Origin of the sequence: Janthinobacterium sp. (genome assembly GCF_031995485.1) — a bacterium.
Classification (GTDB): Bacteria; Pseudomonadota; Gammaproteobacteria; order Burkholderiales; family Burkholderiaceae_D; genus Janthinobacterium.
The window spans coordinates 20,432-33,355 of sequence record NZ_DAMAGB010000006.1 but is presented as its reverse complement, the minus strand read 5'-3'; the positions used below and the strand labels follow the sequence as shown (position 1 = coordinate 33,355).

Sequence of the window (12,924 nt, the reverse complement as noted above, 5' to 3'; positions counted from 1 at the left end):
ACGCATGATTGGAGTTTGACGTTCGATGGATACGCCCCCGACTTTTCCGCACGACGCCGGTGCGCCGGCGCGCCTGTCCATGGAAGGGGGCCGCGTGCCGCTCGAACTTGCGCCATTTTTCCACGCCATGCCGCTGCCCTGCATGCTGCTGACGCCGCAACTGGCGATTTTTGCGGCCAACGACGCCTATATGCGCCTGTCCGGCCGCCAGCGCAAGGATGTTGTCGGGCGCCATATTTTCGATGCGTTTCCCGACAATCCGCACGATCCCCTGTCCGATGGCGCTGCCAACATGCTCGCGTCGCTGCAGCGCGTGTGCGCCTCGGGGCAGGCGGAACAGCTGGGCATCCAGCGCTACGACGTGGCGACCGAAGCCGACGGCAACGTGTTCGAGACGCGCTACTGGAAGCCGCAGAATATCCCCGTGCAGGGCGCCGATGGCAGCCTGCGCTATATCATGCAGATGGTCGAGGAAGTGTCGGACTTCTACCTGCCCGGCCAGAACACGCTGCGCGACGTGCTGGCCAACCTGAGCGAATCGCTGCGCGACCTGCGCGCGGCCAGCGAGATCGGCCATGCGGCGGCGGCCATCCTGGGCGTGGCGCTCCAGGCCAGCCGGGTCGGCTACGGCACGATCGATCTGGCCGCCGAAACGCTGGAGGTGGCGCGCGACTGGTGCGCGCCGGGCGTGGAGACGCTGGCCGGCGTGACGGCGCTGCGCGACTACGGCTCCTTTATCGACGACCTCAAGCAGGACCAGTTCATCGCCATCGTCAATGTCGACAACGATCCCCGCACGGCCGGCGCCGCCGCGGCCTTGCGCGCGCGCAGTGCGGCCGCGTTTGTCAACGTGCCGGTGCTGGAGGACGGCGTGCTGGTCGCCGTGCTGTTCGTCAACGATGCGCAGGTGCGGCACTGGACGGGCGAGGAGATGGTGCTGATCAAGGAGGTGGCAGCGCGCATCCGCGCCGCTACCGAGCGCGAACGCAGTGCGTCAGCCTTAAGCCGGAGCGAAGCGAAATTTCGCACCATTACCGACGCCATGCCGCAGATGGTGTGGTCGACGCTGCCCGATGGCTACCACGATTATTACAACGAGCAGTGGTACGGCTATACGGGCGTGCCGCGCGGTTCGACCCATGGCGACGGCTGGAACGACATTTTTCATCCCGATGACCGCGAGCGGGCCTGGGCCGCCTGGCATGCCAGCCTGGCGAGCGGCGACACGTATGAGATCCAGTACCGGCTGCGCCATCACAGCGGCAGCTATCGCTGGGTGCTGGGCCGCGCCTTGCCGGTGCATGCCGACGACGGCAGCATCGTGCGCTGGATGGGTACCTGCACCGATATCGACGACCAGAAGCATGCGGAAGACGAATTGCGCCGCCTCGGCGTGCGCAAGGATGAGTTCCTGGCCATGCTGGCGCACGAGCTGCGCAATCCGCTGGCGCCCATCAGCAGCGCGGCCCAGCTGTTGCTGTTGGGTGGCAACGACCCGCAGCGCGTGCAGAAATCGGCCGGCGTGATCCAGCGCCAGGTGCGCCACCTGACCAACCTGGTGGACGACCTGCTCGATGTGTCGCGCGTCACGCGCGGCCTGGTGAGGCTGGACCGGCGCGTGCTGGACCTGAGGGACGTGCTGCATGGCGCCGTCGAACAGGTGCGCCCGGCAATCGATGCGCGCCGGCACCAGTTGGCCGTCACGCTGCCGCCAGCGCCGGTACTGGTCAGCGGGGACCGCACGCGGCTGGTGCAGGTGGTGGTCAATCTGCTCAGCAATGCCGCCAAATATACGCTGCCCGGCGGCCATCTCGCCCTGTCGGTGCAAGTGGCGGACGGGCAGGCGCGCATCACTGTCGGCGACAACGGCATCGGCATGGCGCCGGAGTTGCTGCCACATGTGTTCGAGCTGTTCGTGCAGGCCGAGCGGACGCAGGACCGGGCTCAGGGCGGGCTGGGTCTTGGACTGGCGCTGGTGCAGCGTATTGCCGAGCTACATGGCGGCAGCGTGCAGGCGCACAGTGCCGGCCTGGGACAGGGCAGCACGGTGACCGTGCAGCTGCCGCTGGCCGAGGGGGAAAGCAGCCTGGCTTTTGATGCGGAGCCGATGCCGCCAGCCACGCCTGGGGCGGTCCGGATCGCCGAAGCACAGCTGCCCCGTTTGCTGCTGCTGGACGACCATATCGATGGCGTGCAGATGTTTGCCGCCCTGCTGCGGGCACGTGGCTATCCGGTAACGATCGCGCAGGACGGCGCCAGCATGCTGCAGATGGCGGCGCAGCAGCATGTCGATACCTTTATCCTCGATATCGGCTTGCCGGAGATGGATGGCTACGAACTGGCCCGGCGGCTGCGGGCCAGTCCCGCCACTGCCCGGGCGCAGCTGATTGCATTGACCGGCTATGGCAAGGAAGAGGACAGGCAGCAGGCGCTGCTGGCCGGTTTCGACCAGCACCTGGTCAAGCCGGTCGATATTGCAGAATTGATCAAGCTGCTCGACGGGCGCCGCACGGCTTGAACGAAACCCGCTCTGCTGCGATGCCGGGATCGGACCCTCAGGGTCCGGCCGCAGTGTGTGCTGTCGGGTTGAGGCAGGCTTTAAGGTGAGAGCCGTTTATCCGCGTTCGCAAACATCAGCTTTCCCGCTTTAACGGAATCACATTCTGCAGATCCACGCCGCCCAGCGCGGCCGGCGCCGGCGCCAGGATGGTTGCCAGCGTTACCTTGTCGAGCACGGCCAGGAACGCGCCCGTGGCCTGGCCCAAGGCCGACTTCAGCTTGCAATCGGGCGTCAGCGGACAGGTATTGCTGTCCTTGTTAAAACACTCGGCCATGAAGAAATCGCTTTCCGTCTCGCGCACCACGGCGCCGATATTGATCTCGGACGGCTCGCGCGCCAGGCGCAGCCCGCCATTGCGGCCGCGCACGGTTTCCACGATGCCAGACAGTCCCAACTGGTGTACCACCTTCATCAGATGGTTTTTCGAGATCAGGTGCAGGTCGGCGATATCCTGGATCGTCACCAGGCGGTCGCGGTTGGCGCCCAGGTACATCAGGGTGCGCAGGGTGTAGTCGGTATAGGCGGTCAGTCGCATGGCATGGTCAGATTCTTGAAAGATGCGGATTACATCCTTGTTTCAAGGCGCAGCATACAGCAAAGCGCATGTGCCATGGCATGCCATGCGGCGCAGGCAGGCGTTGCATGCGATGCAGCTTGTTGCCCGTTTCAAGCGAAAAGTAGTAAAAGCTGATTGCTTTTCAATTAAATGCGTAGTAAATTTTCATATTGCAGCAATCAGAAGCAGGCGCAAAGCCCTGTAGCACCCGTCGACATGGGTGGGAACGACAAGAAGCAAGGAGATGTCAAGGCATTCAGGTAAATTTACTACAAATTTGACGGATGCGTTTTCCATGGGAAGCGCGTGACAAGCAATCTGTGCGGTTCGCCAGCAAGCTGGTGGCTGCCCCGGGAATACATACCATGCAAATGAACGAAGTAAAAGACGAACTGCTCAGCAGCGATATCCGCCAGCTGGGCCGCCTGCTGGGCGACGCCATCCGCAGCCAGCTCGGCAACGCCGCTTTCGACGGCATCGAAAACGTGCGCCAGCTGGCGATCCGTTTTCGCCGCGATAACGATGAAGCGGCACGCGCGCAGTTGTCCGATTCGCTGGCAGCGATGTCGCAGGAAGAAACCACGCAGCTGATCCGCGCCTTCAGCTATTTCTCGCTGCTGGCCAATATCGCCGAAGACCAGCACCATATCCGCCGCACGCGCGCCCACCTGATCGCCGGCTCGCCGCCGCGCCAGGGCAGCCTGCGCCATGCGATCGGCAACGTCTTCGACGCCGACAAGGCCGATGCGCTGGAAACCTTTTTTGACGACGCCTTCGTCAGCCCCGTGTTCACGGCGCACCCGACCGAAGTGCAGCGCAAGAGCATCCAGAATTGCCAGCTGGCCATCGCGCGCCTGTTGAACGAACGCGACCGCGTGCAGATGACGCCTGACGAAGCGGAGCAGAACGAAGAAGCGCTGGGACGCGGCATCGTCACCCTGTGGCAGACGCGCCTGTTGCGCACCACCAAGCTGTCGGTAATGGACGAGGTGGAAAACGGCCTGTCGTTCTATGACCATACGATCTTGCGCGAACTGCCCAAGTTGTATTCGTCGCTGGAAACCATGCTGGCCGAGCGCGATGCGCGCTGGCAAGATACGGAACTGCCCAATTTCATGAAGGTCGGCAGCTGGATCGGCGGCGACCGCGACGGCAACCCGTTTGTCACCGCCGACATCCTGCGCAACACCCTGCGGCAGCAAGCCACCAAAGTGTTCGGATTTTACCTGGAAGAATTGCGCAAGCTCGCCTCGCAGCTGTCGCTGGCGCAAAAGCTCAGCGGCGCCAGCGCGGAATTGTCGGCGCTGGCCGAACGCTCGGCCGACACCTCGCCGCACCACGCCGATGAGCCATACCGCCGCGCGCTGCATGGCGTGGTGGCGCGCGTCGAAGCGGCCCGTTTTGTGCTGTGCGGCAAGGGTCGGCAGGGTGACGGCGTGCAGCCGTATGCCGCGGCCGGCGAACTGCTGGCGGACCTCGACGTGGTCAATCAGTCGCTGGTGGCCCATGGCCTGCGTGCGCTGGCCCGTGGCCGCCTGCGCCAGTTTCGCCGCGCCGTCAAGGTATTCGGCTTTTCGCTGGCGCCGCTGGACCTGCGCCAGAATTCCGATGTGCACGAACGCGTGGTGGGCGAACTGTTTGCCGGCGTGCAGCCCGGCCTGGTCTACACGGACCTCGACGAAGAGGCGCGCATCGCCTTGCTGCTGAAAGAACTGGCGTCGCCGCGGCTGCTGATGTCGCCTTACGCCACCTACTCGGAAGAGACCACGGGCGAGCTCGACATCTTCCGCGCCGTGCGCGAGGCGCATGCGAAATACGGCCGCGAATCGGTGCCGAACTGCATTATCTCGAAGGCGGCCAGCGTCTCGGACCTGCTGGAAGTGGCGCTGCTGCTGAAAGAAGTGGGCCTGCTGCGCCAGGACACGCTGGAAGTGGATGTCAATATCATTCCGCTGTTTGAAACCATCGACGACTTGCGGGCCGGCCCGGCCATCATGGCGCGCGCGTTCGGCCTGCCGTTTTACAGCGGCCTGCTGGCGTCGCGTGGCCGCCAGCAGGAAGTCATGCTCGGCTACTCGGACAGCAACAAGGACGGCGGTTTCCTGACCTCGGGTTGGGAGCTGTACAAGGCCGAAATCGAACTGGTCAATGTCTTCAGGGAGCACCAGGTCAAGCTGCGCCTGTTCCACGGCCGCGGCGGTTCCGTCGGCCGCGGCGGCGGGCCCAGCTACGAAGCCATCCTGGCCCAGCCAGCCGGCGCCGTGCAGGGCCAGATCCGCCTGACGGAGCAGGGCGAAGTCATTACCGCCAAGTATGCCAATCCCGAAGTGGGACGCCGCAACCTGGAAGTGCTGGTGGCCGCCACCATCCAGTCGACCCTGCTGCCGCAGGCGCAGCTGCAGCCAAGCGCCTCGGCCGGCGCCGGCCACCTGGCGGCGATGGAAGAATTGTCGGGCACGGCCCTGAACGCCTACCGCGAGCTGGTGTATGGCACCGAAGGCTTCGAGCAGTATTTCTGGGAATCGACCGTGATTGCCGAAATTGCCGCCCTGAATATCGGCAGCCGTCCTGCTTCGCGCAAGAAATCGACCTCGATCGAGGACCTGCGCGCGATTCCGTGGGTGCTGAGCTGGGCCCAGTGCCGGCTGATGCTGCCGGGCTGGTTCGGTTTCGGTTCGGCCGTGCAGGCGTATCTGAAAGCCCATCCGGACACGGGCGCCGAGCTGCTGCGCGGCATGTACCAGGACTGGCCGTTCTTCACCTCGCTGCTGTCGAACATGGACATGGTGCTGGCCAAGAGCGATATCGCGATTGCCGGCAGGTATGCGGAACTGGTCAAGGACGAAGCCTTGCGCACGGCGATCTTCACGCGCATCCGCGCCGAATATGCGGCCACGCTCGACGCCCTGAAACTGATCACGGGGCAGGAAGAATTGCAGCAGGCCAATCCGCTGCTGCAGCGTTCGATCCGCCACCGCTTCCCGTATATCGACCCGCTCAATCACGTGCAGGTGGAGCTGCTGAAACGCTTCCGCGAAGGCAAGCAGGATGCAGCGGCGCGTACCGGCATTCATCTGTCGATCAATGGCATTGCGGCGGGGCTGCGCAACAGCGGCTAAGCTTTAACCCCAACGGCAGACTCCGGGGTCGGTCCTTCGGATCGTCAATCATCCCACTGGGATAATTGACCCCTCAGGGTCCGACCCCGGCTGTTCACGGGGTCAACAACGTCAGCTCACAAGGCTGGCCAGATACGACTATTTATAGAAAGCACACAATGACTCTGCAAACCCAGCAACGCGCGACCAAGATCGTCGCCACCATCGGCCCCGCCTCGAACGATATCGACACCCTGGTGCGCATGTTCAAGGCCGGCGTCGACGTGGTGCGCCTGAACTTTTCGCACGGCAAGGCGCAGGACCATATCGACCGCGCGCGCATGGTGCGCGAAGCAGCAGCCCTGTGCGGCCGCGAAGTGGCCATCATGGCCGACCTGCAAGGCCCGAAAATTCGCGTCGGCAAGTTTGAAGAAGGCAAGATCCAGCTGGAAAACGGCGCCAAATTCATCCTGGACTCCAAATGGGGCGAAAATGGCGAACTGGGCAACCAGGAACGCTGCGGCCTCGACTACAAGGAACTGCCGCGCGACCTGCGCGCCGCCGACGTGCTGCTGCTCAACGATGGCCTGATCGTGCTGACGGTCGACCGGGTGATCGGCAGCGAAATCCATACCACCGTGAAAATCGGCGGCGAACTGTCGAACAACAAGGGCATCAACCGCCAGGGCGGAGGGCTGTCCGCACCGGCGCTGACGGCCAAGGACATGGAAGACGTCAAGACCGCCATGAGCTTCCAGGCCGACTACGTGGCCGTGTCGTTCCCGAAAAACGCCACCGACATGGTGATGGCGCGCCAGCTGGCCAATATCGCCGGCGAAGCATGGGACCACAAGCCGATGATGATCGCCAAGATCGAGCGCGCCGAAGCGATTCCTGCGCTGCAGGAAATCCTCGATGCCTCCGACGGCATCATGGTGGCGCGCGGCGACCTGGCCGTCGAAGTGGGCAATGCGGCCGTGCCGGCCTTGCAAAAGCGCATGATCAAGATGGCGCGCGTGTCGAACAAGCTGGCCATTACCGCCACGCAGATGATGGAATCGATGATCGTCAACGCCGTGCCGACCCGTGCCGAAGTATCCGACGTGGCCAACGCCGTGCTGGACGGTACCGACGCAGTGATGACCTCGGCGGAAACGGCTTCGGGCCGCTACCCGATCGAAACGGTGGAAGCGATGGCCGCCATCTGCCTGGACGCGGAAAAATGGGACGCCGTCAAGCTCGACGCCGACTTTTTGAACGCCACCTTTACCCGTATTGACCAGTCGATCGCCTACGGTGCCTTGTTTACCGCCTATCACCTGCGCGTAAAAGCGATCGCCACCCTGACGGAATCGGGCTCGACCGCCTTGTGGATGAGCCGCTGCAATATCGATATCCCGATCGTCGCGCTGACGCCGAGCGTGGCCACGCGTCGCAAGCTGGCGCTGTACCGCAACGTCAGCACCATCGAGCTCGGTTCCGGCACCGACCGCGACAAGGTCCTGAGCCAGGCCGAGGCGCTGCTGGTCGAGCACAAGGTGGTGTCGAAAGGCGATACCGTGGTGCTGACCTGGGGCGAGCCGATGGGCAAGGTCGGCGGCACCAATTCGCTGAAGATCACCAGGATCGGCCAGCATTGATCAGGCTATTCGCGCCGGCGCAGGCCGGCGCAGGTCGGCGTAGGTCGGCTTAGCGCTTCGCGCGCAAGCCGACAACAGCCACGCTGCTCGCAGCAGGCTCAAGAAGCGCTGAAAAATCCTCATTCTCCGCGCCATTACGCGTGCCGTGATTGCATGGATAACTTTTCCATGTCAGCATGCGTTTCTTTCGCATCTGACCGGAGTTTCCATGACCGAATACTTTCCCGTGCTGCCCGGTCGACCCCATCGAGCCTGAGTGTAAATGGAACAGCACATGACCGACGACGAACAATACGTAGCCGACAGCATCGACAAATGGATCCGCGCCGGCTTTTACGCGCAGGACGATATCGAACGGATGGTGGACGACATCATCGAGGAAGATGCCGATGCCGGCGAGCTGAAATCGCTGATCGGCCCGAAGCTGCGCGCCAAGCTCAGGGAGGAACGAGCCTGGCCGGCCATCACCGACTGTGGCCGGCTGGACCAGGTCTTTTACGTTCTGCACGAACAGGGCATCTGCGCGCTGGCCAATGCGGGCTACACCATGTCCGATGGCTATTCCGAGGTTGCCGAAGCAGTGGCGCAGGCGCCCGATGGCCACTACCACGCTTACTGCTTCTATCATGGCCAGGATGTCGAGCGCGCCATCGAGGGTCATGGCGTGATGCTGGCCTTTGGCGATCTTGCCGATCACGGCGAGCGCAGCGTGGCGGCAGGGCAGGCGATCGCCGGCGCCTTGCGCCAGGCCGGCTTCCTGGTCGAGTGGGACGGCAGCATCGATACACGCATCAATCTGCCCCTGTTTGACTGGAAGAGAAGGGCAGCGACAGCCTGATGCACATAAACAGACTATGGAAGACAAGAACATGCTGATCAAGACTTGTATCGCGCTTGGCCTTGCAGCGATTGCCTGCACAGCCGTCGCGCAAGAGAGCGATGACCTCGATAAACAGATGCTCGCCAAATGCCAGGCGGTGGCGACCCAGTTGAACAAATCGAAAAACGCCGGCATCAGCTTGAAGGACATCACGCCTTTGGTCACCTGGCGTGCGGCCTGCGCCGAACGCCCGCCCAGCGGTCCGGGCAATGTCACCTCGCTGTGCGAAGGCAGGCTGGCTGCGGCAAAGGGCGGCAAGGGCGTGTTCTTCTGGCAGAAGTCCTACCAGGGCAAACTCGATACCGGCTACTTCGTGTGCGACCTCTGACCTGCAAACTGGTGTCCCTGGGCAACTGAGAGTTGGTCTGTATCGTCCATATGTGCGAGAGCGCATATAAGAAGCGTCGCTACAAACTTAATATTCATCTATCTCCACGATAGATGATAAAGGGTTTGCCATGGACACCCGTTTGCCCGCAGCACAGATTATTCCAGACCAGGCGGCGCCCCCGGTGCCCCTGTACCCACTCAAATTGAGTGTCAACGGCCAGCAGCAACAGCTGCATGTGGAGGCCTGGGTCAGCCTGCTCGACCTGCTGCGCGACCGGCTGGCATTGACCGGCACCAAGAAAGGCTGCGACCACGGCCAGTGCGGCGCCTGCACCGTGCTGGTCGACGGCAAGCGCGTCAATTCCTGCCTGACGCTGGCGGTAATGCAGGACGGCCGCGAAATCACCACCGTCGAAGGCATGGCCGAAGGGACCGAACTGCATCCGCTGCAGCAGGCCTTTATCGCGCACGATGCGTTTCAGTGCGGCTACTGCACGCCGGGCCAGCTGTGTTCCAGCATGGGCCTGATCAGGGAAGGGCATGCAAAAACGCGCGCACAGGTGCGCGAGCTGATGAGCGGCAATATCTGCCGCTGCGGCGCCTATCCGCAGATCGTCGAGGCGCTGGCCGAGGTGATGCAGCTGCCCGATGAACCACAGGACGGCCAGGCCAACGCGCCGGTCGGCATGGTGCCCGCATGAATCCGCTCTCGTTCGTGGTCCCGTTCGACCAATCGTCCGCGCTGACGCAGATCCAGGCGCAAGGTGCGCGCTTTATCGCCGGCGGCACCAACCTGGTCGACCTGATGAAAGAGCGCGTGATGCTGCCGCAGCGGCTGATCGACATCAACCGCCTGGCGCTCGACGCGATCGACGATGCCGAAGACGGCGGCCTGCTGCTGGGCGCCCTGGCGCGCAATGCGGCCACCGCCTATCATCCGCTGGTGCTGGAACGCTATCCGGTACTCAGCGCCGCGATCCTGGCCGGCGCCTCGCCGCAGATCCGCAATATGGCCAGCAACGGCGGCAACCTGCTGCAACGCACGCGCTGCCATTATTTTTACGATGCCGGCGTGCCGTGCAACAAGCGCGAACCCGGTACCGGCTGCCCGGCCATTGGCGGCATCTCGCGCCAGCACGCGATTCTCGGCGCCAGCCAGGCCTGCATCGCCACCCATCCATCGGACATGTGCGTGGCGCTGCGCGCGCTCGACGCGGTGGTGCATGTGGCCTCTGCCAACGGCGAGCGCACCATTCCTTTCGGCCAATTCCACCGCCTGCCCGGCGACCAGCCGCAGATCGACACCACGCTGGCGCCCGATGAACTGATTACCCATATCGCGCTGCCGGCGGCGCCGCAGTTCGCCGCGCACTCGGTCTATCTGAAACTGCGCGAGCGCGCCTCGTATGCGTTTGCGCTGGTGTCGGTGGCGGCCATGCTCGATATCGGCGAGGACGGCGTGATCCGCGAAGGCCGCGTGGCGCTGGGCGGCGTGGCGCACAAGCCGTGGCGCCTGCCGGAGGCGGAAGCGTTGCTGCAGGGCCCGCCCGATCCGGCCCGCTTCGGCGCATTCGCCGACCGCCTGCTGCAGGGGGCGCAGGGGCAGGGCGGCAACGAGTTCAAGATCGTCATGGCACGCCGCGCCATCGTGCGCGCACTGGGCATGGCGGTGGCGGGTACCCATAACAATACTGGCAATGGCAGCACTGTCATGGCAAGGGGAGCGGCATGAGCGGACCGACGACAGAACTGATCCCGGAACTGCGCACGCCGATGGCGGATGCGGGCACCGGCTACGTCAAGACTGGTACACCCGTCTCGCGCGTCGATGGCCGCGACAAGGTCACGGGCGCGGCGCGCTATTCGGCCGAATTCGTGGCCGATGAGTCGGCAGAAAAGCTGCTGCACGGCGTGGTCATCAACAGCAATATCACCAGGGGGCGCATCGTCTCGTTCGACACCGGCGAGGCGCTGGCCCAGCCCGGCGTGGTCGAGGTGATCACCTACCAGAACCGGCCGAAAATGCGCAGTTTCGACCTGTTCTACAAGGACATGACTGCGCCCGGCGGCGCGCCGTTCCGGCCGCTGTACGACGAGCAGATCGTCAGCAACGCCCAGCCGGTGGCGCTGGTGGTGGCCGAGACGTTCGAAGCGGCACGCCATGCGGCGGCGCTGGTGAAAGTGCAGTATGCGGCCGAGCCGCACGAAACGGGCCTGCTCAATTACCTGTCGCGCCCGCACAAGCCGAAGGGCCTGAAGGCCGGCTACACGCCGCCGCCCGATGAAAAGGGCCATGCGGAACAGGCCTGGCAGAATGCCGACTGCAAGATCGACGGCGTCTATTACAGCGGCGTCGAGCACCATAATCCGATGGAGCTGTTCGCTTCGACCGTGATCCGTGGCGCCGACGGCCATCTCACCATCTACGACAAGACGCAAAGCTCGCAGAACAGCCGCTGGTATGTCTCGCGCGTGTTCGGCCTGTCGAAATCCGAGGTCACGGTGCGCAATCCCTACGTGGGCGGCGCATTCGGCGCCGGCCTGCGCCCGCAGTACCAGCTGCCGCTGGCCGTGATGGCCGCCATCAAGCTGCAGCGCTCGGTGCGCGTGGTGATGACGCGCCAGCAGATGTTCACCTTCGGCCACCGGCCCGAGACCTGGCAGCGCGTCAAGCTGGCCGCCAGCCGCGACGGCGTGCTGCAGGCAATCGCGCACGATGCGGTCGCCGAAACCTCGCGCTTCGAGGACTACGTGGAAGCGGTGGTCAACTGGTCGGGCCAGCTGTACGCCTGCGAGAATATCCGCCTGGGCTACCAGCTGGTCGACCTCGACCAGTTCAGCCCGATGGACATGCGCGCGCCGGGCGCGGCCCATGGCGTGCATGCGCTGGAAGTGGCGATGGATGAATTGTCGTACGAGGTCGGCATCGATCCGCTGGCGTTCCGGCTGAAAAACTATGCCGAATCGAATCCCATCGACGACCTGCCGTATTCGACCAAGGAGCTGCGCGCCTGCTATGCGCAGGGCGCCGAGCGCTTCGGCTGGAGCCGCCGTCCGCTGGCGCCGCGCAGCCGCAAGGAAGGCACGGAATGGGTGGGCTGGGGCATGGCCACCGGCATCTGGGATGCGATGCAGATGTTTGCGCGCGCCAGCGCCGTGCTGCATGCGGACGGGCGCCTGGTGGTCAGCAGCGCGGCCACCGATATCGGCACCGGCACCTACACCGTGATGGCCACCATCGCGGCCGAGGAAATGGGCCTGCCGCTGGAACACGTGGCGTTCCAGTTGGGCGACTCGACCTTGCCCGTGGCGCCTATCGAAGGCGGTTCCTCGCATGTGGCCACGGTCGGCTCGGCCGTGCAGGGCGCCTGCGAAAAGCTGAAAAAGACGCTGTTCAAGCTGGCCAAACAGCTGCCCGACTCGCCGTTCCCGAAAGCGCGCTTCGCCGACGTGGAGTTTGTCGAAGGGCGCATCAGGCTGCGCCGCGAGCAGGAAACCGGTATTTCCCTCATCGCATTGCTGAAGGGAGCCGAGATGGCGAAGGTCGAGGAAAAATACCTGCTGCTGCCGAACATGCTGCAACAGCGCAAATACACGCGCGCCGTGCATTCGGCCGTGTTCTGCGAAGTGCGGGTGGACGAGGAATTCGGCACCGTGCGCGTCACGCGCGTGGTCAGCGCGGTGGCGGCGGGACGCATCATCAACACCAGGACGGCTACCAGCCAGGTCAGCGGCGCAGTGGTGTGGGGCATCAGCCAGGCGCTGCACGAAGAAACCCAGATGGACCATGCGCTGGGCCGCTTCATGAACCACAACCTGGGGGAATACCATGTGGCGGTGAACGCCGATATCCACGATAT

9 protein-coding genes are annotated in these 12,924 nt (G+C 64.1%); 8 read left to right on the top strand and 1 reads right to left on the bottom strand.

Going from position 1 to position 12,924, the window contains the following annotated elements:
• Positions 1–25: 25 nt before the first annotated feature.
• Positions 26–2,518 carry an ATP-binding protein gene (locus RTQ46_RS06115; RefSeq protein ID WP_312435256.1) on the top strand — a complete coding sequence of 831 codons (2,493 nt, stop codon included), beginning with the start codon at positions 26–28 and terminating at the stop codon, positions 2,516–2,518.
• A gap of 115 nt (positions 2,519–2,633) precedes the next feature.
• Here the strand turns inward: RTQ46_RS06115 and RTQ46_RS06110 are convergent, their stop codons facing one another.
• Positions 2,634–3,095 (bottom strand): Rrf2 family transcriptional regulator, encoded by a 462-nt coding sequence (locus RTQ46_RS06110; RefSeq protein WP_312435254.1) that lies wholly within the window; start codon positions 3,093–3,095, stop codon positions 2,634–2,636.
• Positions 3,096–3,481: 386 nt separating this feature from the next.
• Here RTQ46_RS06110 and ppc point away from each other — a divergent pair, with 386 nt between their 5' ends.
• The 7 genes from ppc to RTQ46_RS06075 form a co-directional block, all read left to right on the top strand.
• Positions 3,482–6,235, top strand: a complete 2,754-nt coding sequence (ppc, locus tag RTQ46_RS06105; RefSeq protein WP_312435253.1) for a phosphoenolpyruvate carboxylase — start codon at positions 3,482–3,484, stop codon at positions 6,233–6,235.
• A 158-nt stretch (positions 6,236–6,393) separates the two neighbouring features.
• Positions 6,394–7,854, top strand: a complete 1,461-nt coding sequence (gene pyk / locus RTQ46_RS06100) for a pyruvate kinase (protein ID WP_312435252.1) — start codon at positions 6,394–6,396, stop codon at positions 7,852–7,854.
• A 274-nt stretch (positions 7,855–8,128) separates the two neighbouring features.
• Positions 8,129–8,692, top strand: coding sequence for a DUF6891 domain-containing protein (locus RTQ46_RS06095; protein ID WP_312435250.1), 564 nt, complete (start codon positions 8,129–8,131; stop codon positions 8,690–8,692).
• 31 nt (positions 8,693–8,723) lie between these two features.
• On the top strand, positions 8,724–9,062 hold the full coding sequence (locus RTQ46_RS06090) for a hypothetical protein (protein ID WP_312435248.1): 339 nt from the start codon (positions 8,724–8,726) through the stop codon (positions 9,060–9,062).
• Positions 9,063–9,192: 130 nt separating this feature from the next.
• Entirely contained in the window at positions 9,193–9,765 is a 573-nt protein-coding gene (locus RTQ46_RS06085; protein ID WP_312435246.1) for a (2Fe-2S)-binding protein, read from the top strand.
• Entirely contained in the window at positions 9,762–10,796 is a 1,035-nt protein-coding gene (locus tag RTQ46_RS06080; RefSeq protein WP_312435244.1) for a xanthine dehydrogenase family protein subunit M, read from the top strand. Before RTQ46_RS06085 ends, RTQ46_RS06080 begins: the two co-directional genes overlap by 4 nt.
• The coding region (locus RTQ46_RS06075) for a xanthine dehydrogenase family protein molybdopterin-binding subunit (RefSeq protein WP_312435243.1) at positions 10,793–12,924 on the top strand (2,132 nt) is incomplete at its 3' end. The genes RTQ46_RS06080 and RTQ46_RS06075, both read left to right, overlap by 4 nt.